At 33.9% G+C, this 20,964-nt stretch carries 14 protein-coding genes and 2 pseudogenes; 5 read left to right on the top strand and 11 right to left on the bottom strand.

Going from position 1 to position 20,964, the window contains the following annotated elements; translation table 11 throughout:
- Positions 1-10: 10 nt before the first annotated feature.
- The 4 genes and pseudogenes from BQ4305_RS10325 to BQ4305_RS10310 all read right to left on the bottom strand — a co-directional run.
- A complete protein-coding gene (locus BQ4305_RS10325; protein ID WP_110927718.1) occupies positions 11-1,192 on the bottom strand; it encodes a site-specific integrase in 1,182 nt (393 codons plus the stop codon).
- Complete coding sequence (locus tag BQ4305_RS10320; RefSeq protein ID WP_186324245.1) at positions 1,164-2,099, bottom strand: tyrosine-type recombinase/integrase; 936 nt, start codon at positions 2,097-2,099, stop codon at positions 1,164-1,166. The genes BQ4305_RS10325 and BQ4305_RS10320 overlap by 29 nt, the downstream gene beginning before the upstream one ends.
- A 132-nt stretch (positions 2,100-2,231) precedes the next feature.
- Positions 2,232-4,391: a type IA DNA topoisomerase gene (locus tag BQ4305_RS10315; protein ID WP_110927716.1), complete on the bottom strand. Its 2,160-nt coding sequence runs from the start codon at positions 4,389-4,391 to the stop codon at positions 2,232-2,234.
- Between the two features lie 444 nt (positions 4,392-4,835).
- Positions 4,836-5,513 (bottom strand): annotated as a pseudogene (locus BQ4305_RS10310) (DNA topoisomerase); the annotation flags it as partial.
- Between the two features lie 177 nt (positions 5,514-5,690).
- Here BQ4305_RS10310 and BQ4305_RS10305 point away from each other — a divergent pair.
- Genes BQ4305_RS10305 through BQ4305_RS10290 form a run of 4 tightly spaced genes read left to right on the top strand, consistent with a single transcriptional unit; the run spans position 5,691 to position 12,857 of the window.
- The gene (locus tag BQ4305_RS10305; RefSeq protein WP_110927714.1) at positions 5,691-6,974 is read left to right on the top strand and encodes a tyrosine-type recombinase/integrase; all 1,284 of its coding nucleotides are present in this window, start codon (positions 5,691-5,693) and stop codon (positions 6,972-6,974) included.
- A complete protein-coding gene (locus BQ4305_RS10300; RefSeq protein WP_110927713.1) occupies positions 6,967-10,500 on the top strand; it encodes a helix-turn-helix domain-containing protein in 3,534 nt (1,177 codons plus the stop codon). The genes BQ4305_RS10305 and BQ4305_RS10300 overlap by 8 nt, the downstream gene beginning before the upstream one ends.
- A gap of 16 nt (positions 10,501-10,516) precedes the next feature.
- Complete coding sequence (locus BQ4305_RS10295; protein WP_110927712.1) at positions 10,517-12,166, top strand: site-specific integrase; 1,650 nt, start codon at positions 10,517-10,519, stop codon at positions 12,164-12,166.
- On the top strand, positions 12,144-12,857 hold the full coding sequence (locus BQ4305_RS10290) for a hypothetical protein (RefSeq protein WP_110927711.1): 714 nt from the start codon (positions 12,144-12,146) through the stop codon (positions 12,855-12,857). Before BQ4305_RS10295 ends, BQ4305_RS10290 begins: the two co-directional genes overlap by 23 nt.
- A 195-nt stretch (positions 12,858-13,052) precedes the next feature.
- Here BQ4305_RS10290 and BQ4305_RS10285 read toward each other — a convergent pair.
- The 4 genes and pseudogenes from BQ4305_RS10285 to BQ4305_RS10270 form a co-directional block, all read right to left on the bottom strand.
- Positions 13,053-14,206, bottom strand: a protein-coding gene (locus BQ4305_RS10285; RefSeq protein ID WP_110927710.1) for an IS3 family transposase whose coding sequence is annotated in 2 segments (ribosomal slippage) — positions 13,053-13,954 and positions 13,954-14,206 — 1,155 coding nt in all. Because the reading frame shifts where the segments join, the coding sequence is not laid out codon by codon here.
- Between the two features lie 26 nt (positions 14,207-14,232).
- Positions 14,233-14,439 (bottom strand): PhzF family phenazine biosynthesis protein, encoded by a 207-nt coding sequence (locus BQ4305_RS10280; RefSeq protein WP_110927709.1) that lies wholly within the window; start codon positions 14,437-14,439, stop codon positions 14,233-14,235.
- 273 nt (positions 14,440-14,712) lie between these two features.
- On the bottom strand, positions 14,713-15,441 hold the full coding sequence (locus BQ4305_RS10275; protein ID WP_110927708.1) for an MOSC domain-containing protein: 729 nt from the start codon (positions 15,439-15,441) through the stop codon (positions 14,713-14,715).
- A 117-nt stretch (positions 15,442-15,558) separates the two neighbouring features.
- Positions 15,559-16,970 (bottom strand): annotated as a pseudogene (locus tag BQ4305_RS10270) (aminotransferase-like domain-containing protein).
- A 141-nt stretch (positions 16,971-17,111) separates the two neighbouring features.
- On the opposite strand from BQ4305_RS10270, the gene BQ4305_RS10265 reads away from it, so the two are divergent.
- Positions 17,112-18,032 carry a DMT family transporter gene (locus BQ4305_RS10265; protein WP_110927707.1) on the top strand — a complete coding sequence of 307 codons (921 nt, stop codon included), beginning with the start codon at positions 17,112-17,114 and terminating at the stop codon, positions 18,030-18,032.
- 150 nt (positions 18,033-18,182) lie between these two features.
- On the opposite strand, the gene BQ4305_RS10260 is transcribed toward BQ4305_RS10265, so the two are convergent.
- Genes BQ4305_RS10260 through istA form a run of 3 tightly spaced genes read right to left on the bottom strand, consistent with a single transcriptional unit; the run spans position 18,183 to position 20,940 of the window.
- Positions 18,183-18,716, bottom strand: coding sequence for an aminotransferase class V-fold PLP-dependent enzyme (locus BQ4305_RS10260; RefSeq protein WP_234396928.1), 534 nt, complete (start codon positions 18,714-18,716; stop codon positions 18,183-18,185).
- 2 nt (positions 18,717-18,718) lie between these two features.
- Positions 18,719-19,438, bottom strand: a complete 720-nt coding sequence (istB, locus tag BQ4305_RS10255) for an IS21-like element helper ATPase IstB (protein WP_110927706.1) — start codon at positions 19,436-19,438, stop codon at positions 18,719-18,721.
- Positions 19,438-20,940 carry an IS21 family transposase gene (gene istA, locus BQ4305_RS10250; RefSeq protein WP_110927705.1) on the bottom strand — a complete coding sequence of 501 codons (1,503 nt, stop codon included), beginning with the start codon at positions 20,938-20,940 and terminating at the stop codon, positions 19,438-19,440. Before istA ends, istB begins: the two co-directional genes overlap by 1 nt.
- Positions 20,941-20,964 lie beyond the last annotated feature (24 nt).

Below are 20,964 nucleotides of genomic sequence, written 5' to 3'. Positions count from 1 at the left end.
CCACCTTCTTTTATTCTTGTTGCTTATATATTTCATCTATCTTTTTTTCTAACTTTTCTTTAATTCGTTTTGTACTAGCTAGATATGGTTTTACCGAGTCAAAACCTTTGTCCCCTCTTGGAAAACTTACATCATATAAATTATCAGCTTCTTCAGCCAATAAGTTGGAAAATATCCCCCTGCCGATATGACTAGCCCATCTTTCAGCTTCAAGTGCTAAAGCATTATTTCTATCCGCCATATTATTCGAATCTCTGAGATACTGTAGAAATATTTTCTTTGTTTTATTAAAATGGTAATAGTAATTGTTACCTGTCATGGCTAATCCTTTTTGATTAGGAAATAGTGGGCTTTCTCCATTTAATTTCATAACTTCTGTTAAATTTTTCATATGTTTTTCATAAAATAAAGTTGACCAATCCTTAAATCCAAAAACGATTTGCCTTCTTTTACTTTTAATATAGCTAGACCCCGATGTATTAATAATGTCCTTTCTCAAGTTTCGATCCTCCGAGAGATCCACGATAAAACCATATTCTCCTTTATCCCCTATAAGCTGTAAATCTTTTATTCTAAGATTACATATCTCTCCGGTTCGGAGTCCACCAAAGAATTGCAAATAAAGTGCAAACGCAATTTTACTATCCGTTTGATAGGCAATTTCTAAAAAGGTTAGTATATATTCATCAGGTAATTTATGAAGTCTTGGTTTCGGACTACTGTAAAAGTATTGAACATCTTTAATTTTCAAGCTATGGTCAATGATCTTTTTTTCATTTAGAAAATCAAAGAACTTTTCTATATATTTCTCGTGTTTCTTGACCGTATTTTTAGGTGTCCTTTTATAAGAAAGCTCAGATAAAAAATTTATTACATGGTCTGATTTTAATTCTATAAGACTTTTAACTTTATTACTCTTATCGCTTATTAAAAAATTTAAAAACATCGCTATAGTATTTGCCGGTGCTTTCATAGTATTGTACTGGGCGTTTTTCCAATTATCTAATATAAATTCTGTTGAAAGAGGATGAATTACTTCAACGTTTGTGTCTTCATTTTTAATTTTTATACACGCATATTGTTTTTCTATTGGCTCACCTGTTGAAGTTTCTGCATATTGGGCCATTATTGCACGTACAACAAATTTCACATTAGGTTTTATACTAACAATCTTTCTTTGGTTTCTCCCCACCGTTCCCCCACCCTAAATTAATATATCTGGTTTCAAAGGATTGAAGTTCTAAGTTCCCTTTTAAATTAGAACATAAAAACTCGTAAATTTTTTCTGTATATGATTCAGTTGTATATCTAGCAATTTTAGATATACAAGATATTTCAAATGGTTCATTTTGTGCTAATACTAACAAGTTAAAAATCCCCATACGTCTTAACATTTGAGGTGAAACCGTATAATTAATATTAGCTATCGAACTGTATTTCCGAAACATTTTGTTAATTGCATCCCTTGTCATTGGGCCTTTTTGTCCAATTAATAGTTTCTTACTTTGATAAATGGGTCTAAATTCTAAGTAATCTTTTATCATTTTAATAAGAGGTTCAGTTATGCTAATTTTTCTTATAGGAGTGGGGAATTTTCCACTTTTTAAAATTTTAAATTGTATATAACCTTGTGATGGATCAGTAATTTCTATATCATCCAGTTCAATATTAATAAGTTCAGAAATTCTGCAACAAGTTCCGAATAATAAGTGAAATATAAGAATATCCCTCTTATTTTGACCTTCTAATATTGTTTGCCGTAGTCTATCAAATTCATTAATACTCATCATTCTCATTGTCCTGTTGTTTGTTTTAATTTTGATTATTTCATTTGGCTCAATTACTAATGGAGATTCTTCAATATGATACAAATATTTGTTATACCGAGTGACACTCTTAATTTTCCTCAAAACAGTATTTTCACTATATTTGGAATATAAAAATATTGTGTATTCAGTTAGCACTTCTTCTGTTATTTTGGGGTCCAGTTCCTTACTTTTTAACCAATCGCAAAACTGAGCAATGTCAAATTCATAGCTCTTAATCGTATTTTTTGACAGACCTTGTCTTTCTAATTCATTGATAAATTTTTCGATCATGTGTGCGCCTACTCCATTTCTTTTATTTACCTTAATTCTATAAAATTCTACATAACTTGTATACATAATTTTTATTAAGTTTAATAAAAAGATGGGTTTCTTTACTAACCCATCTCTCTATCTATACTAATACTATTTATTGAACTCCATCTTCCAACTAAAATATTCGTTATCAGAATTTTTCTCATAACGTAAATTAGCATCAAACTTATTACCTTTTTTACTCGTTAGTCCTTTAACCAAAACGACTCCATTTTTTAAAAGGTTTTTAACCATTGTTTTTGTGGGCTTCTTTTTCATTGATGCTAAATATTTATCATTTTTCCAAATGACAAATTTACACCCATTTTTCCAGTTGCTACAACCAAACCCTTTTTGTCCTTCAATAATTCCATGCCCGCAAAGAGGACATTTACCAAGAACCTCAATTGACCTCTTTTCGTTTGATACTTCGTTAATAATGATATCATTTTCATTTTTTATTGTATTAACAGCCTCTGTTGTAAAATCGAAAATTAAGTTTAAGAAACTTTCTTTTGTAAATTTTTGTTTTTCAATATCAGACAATGTTTTTTCCAATCTACCAGTAAATTCTAAATCAAATAAATCCTTTACTGGAAATGTTTCAACTAACTTTCTTCCCAGATCCGTACAAATTAAATTTTTATTTTGAGTAGCAATATAACCGACATCTTTTAGTTTTTTTATTGTTTCAGCTCTTGTAGCTGGAGTACCAATGCTATAACCACTTAAAATAGCAGCCATCATTTCTTCACTGTCTTCATCCTCTTTGTCTTTACCCTTGCCGCATGTTTCCATTACTCTTAATAATGTTTTTTCAGTATGGTATTTTGGTGGTTTCGTTACATGAGAAGTCAATTTGTGGTCTTCAATACTTACGACCTCATTTATATTAACTAAAGGTAGAATAGTATCCTTCGATTCGATTTTCTCAACCTTTTTCCATCCTTCAACTAATTGAACCTTCCCTTTAGATAAAAATTCTCCCTCTACATTATTTATAGTTGTTTTTAGAGTAGTCTCTTCATATTCCGCTATAGGCATAAATTGCATTAAGAACCTATTTTTCACAGCACTATATACAATCATTTCATCGTTAGTCAATGCTTTAGGGATTAAATACGTTGGAATAATGGCACTGTGACTTTCAACCTTCTTATTATTAAACACCCTTTTTGTTCTTGTAAATCTTAGTTCACTTTCATAAGGCAGTCCTTTTTTTAGAGCATTTAAAACATTTTCTGCCCGTTCAACAAGACTCTCATCCAAAAAATTGCTAGAAGTCCGGGGATAGGTGATTAGTTTTTTCTCATACAATGATTGTGAAATCCGCAAAACTTTGTCCGAAGTCCAGCCCTGATATTTGTTCGTAATAAACCCTTGAAGATTGGATAAATTAAATAAATAAGGGGGATATTCAATTTTTTTCTCAACATTTTTTTCGGATACGGCGCCCTCTTTTCCAGACAAAAGGGAATGAATATCCATTAGAACTTGTTTATCTTTAAATTTATCCTCATTGTTAAGATAATAAATCCCTTCATATTCACTACCTGATCGGGTTGCAAATAATGCTTTTAGTTTAAAATAATCTTCTGGAACGAAATTTTCTATTTCTTTATCTCTGTCATAAATAATTTTTAAAGTTGGTAGCAAAACCCTTCCAATATTAAGCGCTTGTCCTTTACCCTTTTGATATTTTAATGTTGCCATAGAAGTAAGATTAATTCCTATTGTCCAGTCCGCCCATTGTCTACCTATACCTGCATCTCTTAAAGGCATCATCTCATCGTTGGATATTATATTTTTTAGACTCTTTAGTATTTCATTCGGTGTCCACTCATTTAATAGTAATCGATAAACCTTTTTACCATGTTTTATCATATATAAGATCGTATCTCCAATAATTTGTCCCTCTCTATCATAGTCACACGCAGATATAAGATTAGTAACATCATTTCTTTTAATTAGACTATAAATGATATTCAATTGTTTTTTTGCACCTAAATCTTCTTTATCTCGATTTTTTTGATTTGATTTCACTTTATATCTAAATTTATCTGGAATGAAAGGAAAGTTTTCTATTCTCCATTTTGCCATTTTCTCATCATAATCTTTTGCATCAAATAACTGTAAAAGGTGACCAAAAGCCCATGTGATAATATAATCGCTGCCCTCAAAATAACCATCCTGCCTACTTTTTATTTTAAGTGCATCTGCTATATTCTTAGCTACAGAAGGCTTCTCTGTTAGTATTAGTGTTTTGCCCATCTTGATGTTATTCTCCCTTCTTAACAAGAATAATGAATAATTGTTTATCCACTCAAGTTCTAAAAATACAATGAGGAAATTAGTTAAAACTTTAATTTCGTTTAAAACATAATAACTATTAATCTATAATTTTTGAACTCATAATTAATATTTTAATTTTTTTCTGTTTTCAATCTGAGGATTATTTTTAGTGAAAGAACCAAATAAAAAAAGAATATATTGAAATTTAGAAGTTTTGATATAGAGGTTTTGGAAAAGCTGATGTGCTATTCGTCTACTACAAGTTTAATTCTTATTATGTATGAATAGCTATTGTATAAAATTTAAATTGCCCCAAATAATCTAAATACCTGTAATTTTTTCTCCTTTTAAATACTAATTACCTCATTATGTCCACAACATATGGACACGCTACAAACTGCTATAATTCAGCCTTTTTCATATTCAATTAATTATGTCCATATCCATTTTTGTATATAAGGTTCGTGGGTAAGAAACAATCCCTTTTTGATATAAGCTCTGTGTTAGATCCAGCGTCTTCTTTGGAGAAAACTTGTACATTTTATTCGCTGTGGCCTGAAGGGAAGATAGATTGAATAAAAGAGGCGGCTGATACTCTTTCCGCTCCGTTTTCAAATCCTTTACTTCTGCTGGTTTGCCTTTACAGAAAGCGGCAATCTTTTCTGCCATTTCTGCCGTCTTGACCCTTGATTCTTTTTCCTTTTCCCATTTACCCTGATATTTCTTTCCTTCAAAATTAAAGTCTGCCACCACTTCCCAAAATGTTTCAGGCTTGAATTGATCAATTTCATTTTCCCGCTTTACAATCAAAGCAAGGGTCGGGGTCTGAACCCTCCCTGCAGAAAAAACGTCAGAGGCTCCTTTCTGTTTCAAAAGAATGCTGTACACTCTGGAGGCATTCATTCCGACCACCCAATCCGCACAGGCTCTTGTATAAGCCTCGTAAAACAATGGTCTCGTTTTCTCCTCATCTATCAGATTTTGGAATCCTTCCTGAATGGCTTTCGGGGTCAATGAGGAAATCCATAAACGCTTCATCGGCTTTTTAACGCCGCTCATATGAATGATGTTTCGGATGATTAATTCGCCTTCCCGTCCTGCTTATCTCTATTAATATGCACATAAAATAAATGCACTTAATTAAAGTAAAAAATAGACTTATAACTCTAATTATATCAAGTAAAATTAATATTTTCACATTTTATTATATTGTACATAATTCTTATAATTGGTAAAATCAATTTATACTATATCTTCCATAAAGGTTTACAACTAAAAATGCACATAAATATAATTTGTTATTGGGGAGGGATCTATATAGAAAATCAAATAGATAATTTAGTTTATTTTGAAAGAGGACAATCCATTAAATTTTGTACTGTCCCTGTATGGATTGATTATGTTTTTCTCAGTAATGGAGAAGTGAAACAAAAGCACTTTGCAACCATTGGCCTTAAAGATAAAACGTTAGATGTCCATATTATTCATCCCATTTCGCAATTTATTTTTGATAATTGGAAGAATCGTAAGTTCCATACACAACGAAAACATGCAAATAATGTTGTAAAGTTTCTTAATTATTTATTAGCAAATAAAAAAACATTAAAAATTAATACACTCAAAGAACTAGAAATTTTTCATGGTACACAATATCTTAATGACCTTTCAATGGAAGGGGTAAGTAGACAAACCGTTAAAAATGCAGAAAGAACTCTTACACATTTTTATTTTTGGTTAACAAAACTAGATGGTATTAATTCAATCTCAAAAGATTTGTTCGTTAGAAAGCAGTCACAATTTTCTTCATATCATGAATCGCCCTTTAAACCATTATATCCAGCTAGATCACCAAAAAGAATTGAACATACTTTACCGATTGGGTATATTCCCCTTCTTTTAGAAGTAGCAATTGCCGTAGCTAAACCTATAGCATTAGGAATATATTTTCAGATATTTGGGGGTCTACGTATTTCCGAAGTAGTAAATATAAAAAGAACCCAAATAGTCAGAAGAATGCGAGACGGAGATTTTGTTTTAAAATTAAATAAACAGAACTTTCGGACCGACCTTAAAGAAGATGCCTCCGTTAAAAAAGTAAGAACCCAACGTGTTATGCAAATTAATGATTGGGGGCATAGCTTATTTAAAGATCATATTAATCTCTATAAACCCTTGGATGAAAGTGATGCTTTATTTGTCAATAGAGATGGAAAAGCATTATCTCAAAGAAGTTATAGACAATACTTCCAGAAAGTAAAAGACTCTTTTATCAGTCAATTGGAAAACTACGGAGATAGTGAGCAAAAGCTTTTAGCTTCACATCTCAAATATATGAAATGGTCAACCCATATTGGTCGTGGTACATTTACAAACATTATTGCTGAAGATGCTGAGAACCCTTATGAAATAGCACATCTTCGTGGTGATTCAAATATCACTTCTGCGTTAACTTATATGGTTTCAACTGAAAGAATACACAAAAAAATAGAACAAAAGGTTTCACAAATGCATCAAACTTATATTCCAAGGTTAATACAGGAGGGTAACAAGAATATTGAATAACTTCCGTAAAAGTACTGACAACTGTTTAGGTGCTAAAGAGACAGCACAAAGATTGGGATATGCCTCAAGTGATAGTATTCACCATATGATTAATACAAAAGTATTTCCTAATGCATTTATATTCAAGAATAGATTCTGGATTCCTATTAGTGATATTGAGGTGTTTGAAAAATATACAGATAAAGATAATTATTTAGACACCAAAGAAGCTGCATTAAGACTTGGTTATAAGTCTAGTGATTCGATTGTTAGCTTAATTAAAGAAGGCATCTTCCCAAACGCTTTTAGATTTTATGAAAAATGGAGGATACCTATTAGTGAGATAAAAGCATTTGAGCAATTAAAAGCTAAATTAAATACTAATTGTTTAGACACAAAGCAAGCTGCACTAAGACTAGGGTACAAGTCAGGAAATTCAATTATTGAGATGGTAAAAGCAAATAGATTTCCAAACGCTTTTAAGTCTCTAGGGCAATGGTGGGTTCCTCTTAGCGATATTGAATCTTTCGAGAAATTTGTTTGTCCACCTAATAGCCTTGATACTAAAGAGACAGGGATGAAATTAGGTCTTAGGAAGAATTCCATCATTCAGTTATTACAAGAAGGGAAATTCCCTAATGCAGTTAAAGTCCTGAATAAATGGCGTATTCCTCTTAATGATATTGAAGCTTACAGAAATTTAAAGCAATTTGATGGTTCCTTAAGCACAACGGAAGCAGCGATACAACTCGGATACAGTTCAAGTTCTAATATTAACTATTTGATTAAAGCAAAAAGATTTCCTAATGCTTTTTCTTTAGAAGGGAAATGGCGAATTCCTGTGAGTGATATTGAAGCCTTTAAACACGCTGTAAATACAGAGAATTCCCTGAGCACTATAGAAGTGGCAAAAAAACTAGGATACAAATCAAGTGCCTCCATTATTGATTTAATTAAAAAAAATAACTTCCCAAACGCTTTCACAGTATTGGGGAAATATAGGATTCCTCTTAGTGATGTTGAGGCGCATGAACAACAAACAACACTTTACAACTGTTTAACCTCGGAAGAAACAGCAATAAGACTAGGGTACAAATCAGGTCAACACATCGGCGATTTAATCCGAAAAGATAAATTCCCTAATGCTTTTAAATTTAATAGAAAATGGAGAATTCCTGTTAGCGATATTGAAGCTTTCGAACAACTTTCTAATACAGAGAATTGTTTGGACACTATAGAAGCGTCGAAAATGTTAGGATTCAAAGCAATTTCTTCTGTTCGTCTTGCAATAGAGAAAAACAGATTCCCTAACGCATTTAAATCTGCCCATAAATGGTGGATACCTATGAGTGATATTACAGCGTATCTAGATGATAAAGATAACCACTCGCCTAAAAAATATAAACGATCCAAAAAACGACTCAAAAAACGGTCAACTCCAAAGTTACCTTTGGCAAATAATTGTTTAGACATGCAAGAAGCATCAAAAAGGCTCGGTTACAAAACAAACGGAACCGTCATTGAGTTAATTAACAAAGGTAAATTTCCAAACAGTTTTAAAATCTCACGACAATGGTGGATTCCCATAAGCGATATTGATGCTTATGAAAAATCAATTAAACAGTTTTCACAGAAATACTTAAATACTAAGGAAGCTAGCTTAAGGTTAGGTTATAGTAGTCCAGGAGTAATCTCCAGGATGATTTCAGAAAAAATTTTCCCAAATGCATTTAAACAAACTGGCCAATGGCATATTCCACTTAAGGATATTGAGGACTTTGAAGTTATACAGAAACAATCAAAAATGAAAATAGATTATTCAGGAAAAACAGGTTTTGAGGAAATAAAAGAATTTATAAAATCAAAAGAGCACAAACAAGAATTACAAGAAACTAAACAATTTTATCTTGATTATTGCTTATTGCAAACCAACAATATATCAGGTTCATCAGGGTATATAAAATCTAGAGTTGGGTTATTTAAACGTTTTTATAAAAGGTTATTTTCTAACATAAATAAAGAGATATATTTACATACAACTGATGAGATAAAGTCTTTTTTAGACACAAATTCCCCCTTTACTCAGCATGAAAAAAAGTTATTGGCTCAATTCATAAAATATACGTACAGTATGAAAAATATCAAACCTAATGAAGAAATTGTTATTTCAAAGAAAAATCGCAAAACAGATAGTAAAGACATATATCCTGCAGAGTTATTTCATAAAATCTATAATTATATTAGGGATACAAAAACTCATACACCAGTTGCAGTTAAAGATAAATATTACGCTCATATGTGGGTTTATACGATTTTGCTGCTTACAGATTTTATAAGAGGACAAGATTTGATTACAAACACTCCAAACATCGACATAGAAAGTCTAAGTATAAACACAATTGATTGGTTTTTAGAAAACGATTTATCAGACTTTCAAACACAGTTGATTATTAATCAATTATATATTCATTTTAGGCATAAACGTACAAGTAAAACGGATGAGCTTTTAACATTTGTTGTAGCACCTGACCTCATTTACCCGTTAGCTACTTCCCTAGTTATTTCTGAATTTCATAGAAAAATGGATGGTAGTGAAATGCTGTTAAATACTTTTTTTCAAGGTAAATACAATGTTATAAAAACTGAAGGAAAGATAAGACATAAAAAGTTTTTTAATTCCGTATCAGAATTTAAAGAATTTCACTTTAGTAGCCAGAAAATGAACAATAGTGTTGGTACTTATCTATTTTACTCTATAACTGAAGAAGACGGTTATGATGGAGAATTGGCACTTCACTTAACACAGACGGCCAGATCGCACAAAAGCCCGGAAACAACCAGTGTATATATCCAAGCTACAAATAAAGATGGGTCGATCAATCGTGTCTCGTACAATCTTTTTAGAAGAGGACATTTTGGCTGGCTATATAACTATCTTATCTTATATGCCTCTCAATATAACCAGATTAATAATACTATGGAAGAACGGACTAAACTTATTGAAAATATCAGACAGGAAATGTCTCCAACTGCTTTAGAAAACCTTTCTAAATTTATAGAGAATTATTTAACCCTTGTTCCTTTAAATAACAAAGCTAAAAACATGGATGATTATTTAACGGATATTTATCAAAAAAGGCAATCAGTTATTTCGAAATTAATAGATTATTCATATGATGAAATCAAGGAAATTATTATAAAGCTGTCTAAAGGAAGAATGCCCTCTAAAAATGAACATGCTCAATGCTTTGTACATCCTAATTGTAAATATCCGCAGCTAGCCAATTGTTATTCATGTGAATATGTGATTCCACAGAATTTATTGCTAATTCAACTCACGGAAGAATTAAATCGACTATTAGATAATATAGAATCTTACACAAATGAATTACTTATTATGAAAGATACCAAGTTTTTGTTACATTGCCTATTAATTTGGAAAGAAGCACGTCTAACTCATGGTGAAGAGACAGTAAATGCTTTTATTCCAACGGAGGAAACTTGGAGGAGAATAGAAAATCTAGCGCACAAACTTCACATTGAATAATCAAAGGAGCAAACAAATGGAGTTAAGAACAAAAATTGGATCTATTAATAACGATGCAATAATAGAGAAAAAAAAGAATGTTGAATATAAAACATTTGACATAAACGAATATAAAGAAATGTTTCAACAATTAGTTGCTACTAACTATATTTTAGGTAGTTTTGAAGATATACATTGGGAGATACCCGAAAAATTGCTAGACTACCCTATTATTCTTTCTTTTGACATAGAAATTCATTACGATCTGAACAAAACTCTTAAAGGTTATACAATTCTGAGGTTAATATCTGGAAGGTCCCCCCTGACAATCTATAATGAATTAGCAGTATTAAAGAAGGTTATTCTTGCAACAAATGGTTTTCAGGACATAAAGGCATTTGAATCTTTATTAGAAATTCAAAGTACTAACTATTCCTATCAAGGCCATCGAATATCAACGGACGTAAAGCGTTTCTTGTCTTTTCACAAGGTCGAGAACCATGAAAAAATTGAGGACATTTGCAATAATTTTTCTTCAAAGAAATTAACTAGTAGAGAATTACCCTTATTTGAGGATATTATGATTTTTGATGACATTATTAATGATTACTTCAGAAATTACTCTTCTGATGAAACATTTAAATTCTTACCAATAATGATTTGGTGGTTACTCACGAATGTTCTACCTATGAGGCCGTCAGAATTTTTATTGATAGAAAAGGATTGCTTAAAAGTTATAGATAATTTTCGTAACCCCTATCGAATTTCAGTACCGAGAATTAAAAATGAGTCTAGTTCTCCTGGCTTCGTAATCAGGCATGATTTAATTGAAATTGACAAGAGTACGTATGATTTTTTATCACGGTCAATCAAAAAAATAAAATTATTAGATATTGATTCAGAATATCTTTTCCCTGTTGAGTTGCTAACAATGTTTAGAAAAATTAGATCAAAGAAAAAAAACAGCAGAATGAACAGGAGAGATCTTGACTATTTAAAAAAGGAGTTTTATGAAAAGGTTGTAGAAGGAATTTACGGCCAATATGGTCTTGAAAGGATAAAGTCAGGAGATACAAGGCATTTTGCAATAATAAATATGTGCCTACAAGGATTTAACATGCTCTCCATTGCTAGAATGGCCGGTCACGATGAAATAAGAAGTCAGTATAGTTATTTTTCACATGCTGAACATTTTGCACAATCCTATGTGTATCGCTTGGCTCAAAGGAAAATTGAAACCAAAGTAAGTAACAATATTGGCAATGGAATCATCGGCTGGCGACGATTCATTTATGATAAAGGAAAATCTAAAACAATTAATGGCGAGGAAAATATTGTCGGTAGAGTACAATACGGTACTTGTATGGAACAAAAGGACGTTTTTCCTAATAGTTGTATTGAATATTGTGAGTTTTGCTCCAACTATAGATTCAACCCTTCAATTAATGAACATCAGGAAGCTATTAAATGGTTATTAGATTCATCAAAAACCTTAGAAATAAAGATTCGGGAATCTATAGAACTAATGAAAGAAATCTCTACGAACCTTGCTAATTCGCTTAGAAGTGCAAATGATGATACATTAAAAACTACATCTAGAAGCTTATTAACGTACATGGATATGAAGGCAACAGTTGACTCTCGACTCATGGAGGCGAAGATATTTGGTAACGAAGAAAAATTCTAACAGACGTGGAAAGCCACAAGACTGGACAGATGACCAACTTAAAGAAATGGCATTAGAGGTAAAATATAAAAACCAAAGTAAAAATTTAACTCCTTCTTTCTTACAACAAGAAACGGGAGTAGGAAGAAATACTTGGACCCGTCGAATGAAGGAGTTTATCGAGGAATTAAATAACCCAATGTTACCTACCATTAATTTAGATGAAACTGGTGAGGTTACCTTACCAAACATTGATTTAATTTTTAAAAAATACGGGAAAGATAAGCAGGGATTGAAAAATGAACTACTCAATGTTGAGGTATTAATTTATGATTTGTATACTGAATTAAAACAATATAAAGCAAAAGAAGAATTATATCAAAAAGCAATTAATGATGCTCAATCCCTAAAAGAAGAAGTGGCTAAACAAAAAAAGAGAGCAGAACATTACGAACAACTTTATGACTCCCTTGCTGTTTCAAGTGTTTTTCCTCATTTACAAAAAGAAAAAAAATCAAAATTAAATGAATTAGGGATCAAAGATAATTTAATTGATTGTAACATTAATAGAGAAAAAAGTTTGGATTTAGGAAATTTATCCTCACATTTCCCAAAAGTAACAGATGCTACCATTGCTAATAAAGAAGAATTGGAAAAAAATAAAAAACGAGATAAAAACATGAAAGAATTGTTAAATAAATTTGATTTATAATTTCTACCCTTTTGTGAAAATGAAAAATTATTAGGTGACATTAATTAGAAAACCAGACTTTATTGGTATTAGGTCAATAAAGTAGACACAATTTTTTAGATTTATTTCACCTACCGCGCTTACGCTTGGTGGCCTCTTCCTTCAAGTACAGAATGCATTCTGTACTTGAAGGAAGAGGAAAAGTTGAGTTTTGGCTTAATTCGCAATCTTATCAAAGTACATACGTTCGTAATCGGATGGGGAAAAATAACCATTTGCAGAGTGTATTCTTTTTGAGTTATAGAATATCTCGATATATTCATAGATTTCCTTTTTCGCTTGTTCTCTAGTCTTGTATTTAGTCAAATAAATTAGTTCTTTCTTCAATACACTGTGAAAAGATTCAATACAAGCGTTGTCGTAACAGTTTCCTTTTCTGCTCATGCTTACATCGATCTTGTAGGCGGCTAATTGCTTTTGGTAATCTTTCGAACAATATTGGCTTCCACAGTCTGAATGATGAAGAACAGATCCGAGCGGCCGTTGCTGGCGATTATAAGCCCGGTCCAAAGCGTTGATAACCAAGTCTTTTGTCATTGTTTTATCGACGGACCAGCCTACAATTTTACGGGAAAACAAATCCATTACACTCGCCAGATAAAGCCATCCTTCTGATGTGGGAACATAAGTGATATCAGCCACCCACACTTTATTTGGCTCATCAACTTTAAACTCTTGATTGAGCTTGTTTTCATAGACTGGGAGTGTGTGTTTTGAGTTCGTCGTCGCTTTATATTTTTTTACAGTCTTTGATCGAAGATCCTCTTCTTTCATGATTCGAGCTACTGTTTTTTGACAAACCGGTATCCCTTTTTTCTCTAGGTCTTTCGCTATCTTCGGACTTCCATAAAGTCCTCTGGATTCCAAATAGGATTTATGAACATGCTTAACCAGGGTCTTATGGCGTTTGGTTTTTTCACTTTCAGGGCGGTCCACCCATTTATGATATCCGCTTCGTGAAACATTCATAACGTTGCACATCTTCTCCACACGGAACTTGAAGCGATTCTCGAAGATAAATGAGAAAATTACCGATGGTCTTTCGCGAAGAAGTGCATAGCCTTTTTTAAGATGGCATTCTCCTCTTCCAAATCACGGAGACGTTTTTGCATGGCTTTTAATTGTTGGTTTTCCGTCATGTTTGGAAGGGCAGCTTCTATAAACTCTTCACCGTATTTCTTTTTCCAATTGTAAATAGTATTTGGGTTGATATCCAGATCCCTGGCCGTCTGGGCAACTGATTTGTTTTGTTCAATCATCATTTGGACTGTGCTTCTTTTGAAATCTTCATCAAATGTTTGTCTGCTCATTTGGACACCTCTTATTATTAGTTATTTTAATAATAAACTGTGTCTACTTTTGAGTCTAACATCATAGTTCCATTTTCTTTTGAAATAAAAGTTGTAATAGGTTGATTGAGTTCTTTTGCTAAAGATTTCATCCACTCTTCTGATCTTTGCTCTTTCAAAAAAACTATTGCTGCAGGATTTCCCTTAAATTTTTTCTTAGTAAAAGCATTAATAAAATAAAATTGGCTATTCATAAACGACGCCCCCCTCTAAATCAGCAACATTTATACTCTCTAACATATAAAAAAGAAATCGATCCTATGCTTGTAAAGAGCCCTTCGTATATAACGGAAAAAGTAAATTATCAACTAAGAAGCACCTAGTTTAAGCTCAAATCTTCAAGAATGAGCCCTTTTATGGAATAACCAATATTTTGTTTAATTACTATAATCACTTAATTCTTCTGTTAGTTTAAGATTTACTAAGTCAATAGAATGGTCATTAGTTTAGGGGAATTTCACAAAATTTTAATCAAGAAGAAGGACTTCATCACCCACATGAATTTCACCTGTTTTTATCACAGAAGTATAAACGCCAAAATGATTATTTCTTTCTTTTACAACCTTTTTAAGCAAAGTCGAATCTCGTTCTGCATTATCAGGATTAACAGTAATAATCATGCACCTTTCACAATGCCTTTTTAATTGAATTTCCACCTCTCTCCCTATTTTCATTCGTCTTCCAAACCACTTTTCTTCTATAAAAGGAACTTTTTCCTTTAATGATATTAGTAAATTTGGGCGAAAACGGCGATAATCGACCTCTGCTTTTCCCCATATTTCTTCCAATTTTTCTAATGAAGCATCAGTTACCAGTTGAATGTGTTCTTCTTCAATTGCCCCCAAAGGCACGTGAGAAGGCGTATATTTTACAAGAGAAATTTTCCGTTTCGATTTGTGTTCTATCTCTCTATTAAGGTCTTCATCTCCCCAATCAACAACATCACCTTCAGGTGTAGTTATTTCGACTCTGGGTAATTCTTCCATTAACTCTTCACCTATAAATCTAGCTTTATATCGAACCATTTCCGGGAATTGTGTTATTGTTAAAAACTTCCCTGTTCTTGTTTCATCTAAAAAAGCATGGCTACGGTCACCATACAAACCATATTCCATTACTTTAGATTTTTTTACACTCTCTCCGTGAAAAGATTTTACAGGATGGCGAATAATTTCCTTAATATGACCTATTAACATTTCATTCTCTCCTTATTTAGAGATTTGCTTAACAAAAGTATATCAAATAAACAATCATTTTAAGTTATACTGGCATATAAGTTAAAAAGCGCATCCACCTATTGTAGAAACGCATATTTACCTATTTTTGATAATTTCCCCCAATTTAGTAATACCTTCATTGATTTCTTCCAACGAAGCAAACGCATAAGACAGTCGGATAAACTGCCCCGATTGTTCAGCGTAGATACTTCCTGGATTAAGAAGAACTTCCTTCGCCAAAGCTTTTTGAAATAAATTACGTATTTGAAAATCAGATTTTATTTTAATCCAGATGAAGAAACCACCTTTTGGTATCTTCCATGTAGCATATTGAATTAAATGTTTTTCCAATGCTCCCACTGCAGTACGTCTTCGGATCTTAAGTTGCTCTCTAACAGTAATGAGATGATGTTCGTATAAACCACTTGATAACCATTCAGCTGCAACTTCTTGGGATAGCGTACTTGATCCATAATCCGATTGCATTTTTAAATCAGCTAATCGGTCAATTACAGAATCTGATCCAACGACCCACCCAATCCTTAAACCAGGACTTAACGATTTTGATAAGCTGCCTAGATATAGTACATTTCCATGATGATCATTTGCTTTTAATGGTGCTGGCGGGGGCGAGTCTATCCATAAATCTCGATATACGTCATCCTCGATGACAGGTAGCTGCTCTTTCACACAGTATTGAATAAGTTCTTTCCGCCTTTTTTCCTGCATTAACGTTCCAGTCGGATTGTGAAAAGTTGGAATAGTGTACAAGATAGCACTCTTGCCTTTTTCCTTTGGTTGATAGATCGAACTCGGAACAAGCCCTTCCTCGTCCATCAGCAAGCCTCTCAACTCCATTCCCACTGATTGAAATACTGACAACGAATAGAGGTATGATGGTTTTTCTAAAAAGACAGTTGATCCCTTTTGCAAAAGACCGATTGAAATAAGATGCAAGGCTTGAAGTGCCCCTGAAACCACAAGAATAGACGAGGGAGATGCGTTAATCCCCGTTTTTTTCAAATAATCGCTAATAGCATGTCTTAGTTTAAGATTGCCTTTTGGTTCTTCATATCCGAACGGTTCTAAATGGTCTGAAACCTTTCGAACAACAGATTTCATTTTTTCCAAAGGGAATATATCTGGTGAAAGTTCTCCTTTACTTAACTGAATGAGGTCTTTTTTGATTCTGCTTCATTTATTTCTTGCACAGTTGCAACACTGGCTTTATGAACACCTAAAGTAATATTCTCATTCCAATTAGTTGATGATTGATTGCCCATTAAGGTCCAAGTGTTATTTATGACAACCGTTCCCACCCCTGATTTCCCTTCGATCAACCCATCTGCCATTAACTCTTCTAACGCTGATATGACTGTACTTCTATTTACATCAAATGTTTTGGCAAGTTCTCGTTGGCTGGGTATTCGACTCCCTATTGCCCACTCCCCCTTTGCAATTTTTTCTTTTACATAATAAACGATTTTCCTATATTTTGGTTTTCTCATTTGTAAACTCCTTCAACCATCATTCTTAAATTGGTTGGTTTTTGAATATTTAACTGGTTGAAGACATTTTATCAGATTCAGATTAAGATGGGTATCATCAATTAAATTGGTTGGTTTAAAAATGAAATAGGATGTGGTTATATGCAAAAAAAAATTCATTTAAAACTTATTGCCGCACATTTATTGACCATTGTGTTATGGGCTTCTGCATTTCCAGGTATTCGGGTAGCACTTACTGCTTATTCACCTGAACATTTATCACTTTTACGATTGTTAGTTGGATCGATTGTCTTGTTTATTGTTGCTGTCATTTTAAAAATCCGTCTACCAGAAGTGAAGGATATTCCAATCATTCTGTTATTAGGCTTTCTGGGCTTTTCTGTGTATCAAATAGCTTTAAATTACGGAGAACAAACAATAAGTGCTGGTGTAGCTAGTTTACTTGTTTCTACGACCCCCATTTTTACAGCTTTTCTAGCATTAGCTTTTTTTCGTGAGAAGTTTGGACTACAAGGATGGATAGGTGCTCTTATAGGATTTACAGGAGTAGCATTTATTTCATTAGGTGGATCAAATGAAAATCTTTCATTTAATGTAGGAGTTATAATGATTTTAGTAGCTTCACTCTCAGAGAGTATTTACTTTGTTTTCCAACAATCGTATTTAAAGAAGTATGGGTTTGTCACGTTTACCGTGTATGCAATTTGGGCTGGGACATTATTTATGCTCGTATTTGCTTCAGGACTTGGACAAGCGATTATCCAGGCTCCTATTAATATAACAATGGCGGTTGTCTATTTAGGAATCTTCCCAACAGTTATTCCTTATTTCACTTTAGCTTATATCACATCACGTACAGGTGCATCAGAAGCGACAAGTTCTCTCTATTTAACCCCGGCTTTCGCTTTTATTATTGCATGGGTTTGGCTAGATGAGCTCCCTACTTCTTTCGCAATAATCGGAGGGATAATTACGTTGTTGGGTGTGTTCGTTTCAAACGTAAAGAATCGAAACTCAGTTAAACATGATTTGAAAATGATTGTAGATAAACATAATTATTAGGAAAGAAACTTCCATTGTAATTTCTTTAGAAAAACAGCTTGGATATGAAAAATAGCAAACAGTAATAAAAACATATCTTTTTTACTAATGCCCCCTTTCATAATAAACAAAACAGACCTTTTTGTGAGGTCTGTTTGAGTAAATCCTGTCTTAATCCCCATTTGCTAAGATTGCCAGCTCATCTATTGCATATTTTATGTCATCATTATTGTTATAGAAATGAGGGGCAATTCTTATGACATCTTTTCTTGCAGAAACAATAATTTTTTTGTCTCTTAACATACCTTCCACTTTTGATGCATTTTCTACATAAAAAGATATCAGACTCGTTCTTTCATCAGTAGAAAATGGACCTATGAGATTCAATCCTTTTCCTTTTCCATAATGTATGGAGAATTGGGTCAGCTCTTTTAAATAGGTTTCAATTGTACCTATCCCAACCTCAAGTAGCAATTTTAGTGCCTCATAAGCTGCATAGATACTTATAAAAGAAGGCGTACCCGTTTCAAAACGACGTGTCCCTACTGCAAAAACAGGATTATAAATGTCAAATGATGATGCTGGTTCTTGCCCTAGCCATCCAGTAACTCTTGGTTTTAATTGTTCTGCCAGTTCTTTTTTTATATTGTATTTGGCAAGCAAAAAATGAATGAAACGGCAGATAAAAATGCAACCACTTGCCAACGTTAACTTTTAAGTATAGATTCCTTGTAGCGATGACTTTCACCATTGAATACCACTAAATGAGAATGGTGGATCAGCCGGTCAATGACAGCCTCGGTAAGGATTGGATCGCCAAAGACATGGTTCCATTGGCCAAATTGAAGATTGGTTGTCATGATGATGCTCCTTGCTTCATAACACATTGAAATGACTTGAAATAAAAGCTCACCTCCCTCTTTGTGCAAAGGGATATAACCTAATTCATCAAGAATCAGTAGATCCAGTTTCTCTATTTGCTTGAACAGTTTTCCCAGGGTCCCTTTCTCATTTGCTTCCAGAAGCCTGTTTACCAAGCCTGCCACCGTATAGAATTTTACCGACTTGCCAAATCTATGTATGGCATTCAAACCTATCAGTGTCGCAAGATAGGTTTTCCCGACTCCGACCCCGCCATAAAAAATCGCATTCTCCTGCATTCCAGTGAATTCACCGTTCAGAAGGTTCTCCTTTGTCATTCCTGCCGGAATTTGAATTTGGCTCCAGTCAAAGGGCTTTCCATTCACCTTTGGCAAAGTTGCCTGAGTTAGAAGAAGATTGGTCTTGCGCTCTTCACGTTGCTGAATTTCCGCTTCGAACAGCTTGAGTAAGTACTCCTGGTTGGTTGATGCGTCCACTTCGTGAAAGTGTTCCTTAATCCAGCTTAGCTTCAGCCGTTTGGCATAGGATTGGATTTCGCTGTTCATTATGCATCCACCCCTTTGTGGAGCTTGTCATAATGTGTTAGGCCCCGCGTCACTTCGGGCAGTTCAGGAAGCGTCATCTTTGGCTTTATCTCGTCTCGCATCCCACGGCCATTGATAAGTTGATAGAATACCTGTTTGATAGCCTCCACGGAGGGATGCCCATGTTCGGATGCGATAACCAATGCCTTCGTGATAGCACTGAATTCATGATCTTTTAAAATGACGGATAAGAGCCTTAACGCCTCCGGCTTTTCGGCAACCGTGCACGATTCGAAGTAATTCTTCCATTCTTCCGGCAACTGGCCATAAAAACTGGTGTATTTGAGTGCCGTAGGGCGTTTGGCCATTAAGTTCAGGTATGGCTGCCATTTCATCGATTTTCTGTACTGGCCATACAGCCGGGAATGACTAACGACCAGCTCATTTTCATCATTTAAAATATCCACTTTGTCATATGAGATTCTTGCCAGGACCTTGCTTAGCGCGTATCTTGGCGAAGTTGAATAGAGATTGAGATCAAGCTTAATATAACCATATTTATCGGCTTTCAGAGTTTCGTATCTGACACATTCATACTCTTTTGGAGGGAGGAGAAGGAAAGCTTTCCTGTCATCCTCAAATAGCTGTGATATCATCCATTCCTTTTGGTAATGCTTCCTTTCCCTGTCACGTTCAGCTTTTCCCCAAAGTTCTTTATTCAGCTCATCGAGCTCTATTACATGGAGGCCGGGAAGAAGGAAGTTATTCCTGACATACTTCACCATCGCTTCGACATGGCCTTTCTCATTACCGCTATTCGGATTACAGAATTCAGGCTCAAAACCATAATGAAGAACGAAGTTCTGGAATTCGTCGGTTAAGTGCCGTTTGCCGTTTGGCAATACCTTTTTCACGGCAGGGGAAAGGTTGTCAAACCGGATTGTTTTTGGCACTCCTCCCATATGGTGAAACATCCGTTTCATCCCTTCAAGGAAACACTCCTTGTTTTGGGAAGGAAAGGCTTGAAAATAAAATGAGTTGCTAAAAGGGAATGACATGACCAAGTATGGCAATACAATTTCCTCTCCGCCATATTCAAACGGAGCTTCCCCAAAATCCACCTGCGCGGTTCCCGGCACTGCTTCTAGCGGAAGAGCTGCCTCATCTGCCTCGTTCTGGAATTCTTTTTTCCTTAAAGATACATACTCACGGACAGTACGATCGGAACCTTTAAACTCATGATGTTCCTTTAGCAGTTCCCACAATCTTTTGGCTGTACGGCGGAATTTCTTTTTCTTCTTAAAGTCCTCCTTGATCCACTCATCCAATATTGCTTTTACTGGACCTAGCACGGGTGAAATCCTTACTTGTCTTTTCTTAGGTTTTTCGTTGAAATCCTCCATATCTGCATACTTCTTAACTGTCCGTGGATCTTTCCCCATCTTCTTAGCTACTTCTGCATATCCATTATCTTTATTGTTTACTTCATGTCTGATATAATTAATTTCGGCCACTGCCAACATCTCCTTAAATACCTCCTGCACGAC

Source organism: Bacillus massiliglaciei, assembly GCF_900098925.1.
In the GTDB taxonomy this organism is placed as follows: Bacteria; Bacillota; Bacilli; order Bacillales; family DSM-1321; genus Peribacillus; species Peribacillus massiliglaciei.
Note: the sequence above shows the minus strand (reverse complement) of the source record. Positions and strands in the feature narration are given on the sequence as shown.

What these genes read in the sequence shown, in the direction of transcription:
- BQ4305_RS10320 (WP_186324245.1), bottom strand. Translation starts at nt 2,099, where the DNA reads ATGATCGAAAAATTTATCAATGAATTAGAAAGACAAGGTCTGTCAAAA.
- BQ4305_RS10315 (WP_110927716.1), bottom strand. Translation starts at nt 4,391, where the DNA reads ATGGGCAAAACACTAATACTAACAGAGAAGCCTTCTGTAGCTAAGAAT.
- BQ4305_RS10305 (WP_110927714.1), top strand. Translation starts at nt 5,691, where the DNA reads ATGCACATAAATATAATTTGTTATTGGGGAGGGATCTATATAGAAAAT.
- BQ4305_RS10295 (WP_110927712.1), top strand. Translation starts at nt 10,517, where the DNA reads ATGGAGTTAAGAACAAAAATTGGATCTATTAATAACGATGCAATAATA.
- BQ4305_RS10280 (WP_110927709.1), bottom strand. Translation starts at nt 14,439, where the DNA reads ATGAATAGCCAATTTTATTTTATTAATGCTTTTACTAAGAAAAAATTT.
- BQ4305_RS10275 (WP_110927708.1), bottom strand. Translation starts at nt 15,441, where the DNA reads ATGTTAATAGGTCATATTAAGGAAATTATTCGCCATCCTGTAAAATCT.
- BQ4305_RS10265 (WP_110927707.1), top strand. Translation starts at nt 17,112, where the DNA reads ATGCAAAAAAAAATTCATTTAAAACTTATTGCCGCACATTTATTGACC.
- istB (WP_110927706.1), bottom strand. Translation starts at nt 19,438, where the DNA reads ATGAACAGCGAAATCCAATCCTATGCCAAACGGCTGAAGCTAAGCTGG.
- istA (WP_110927705.1), bottom strand. Translation starts at nt 20,940, where the DNA reads ATGTTGGCAGTGGCCGAAATTAATTATATCAGACATGAAGTAAACAAT.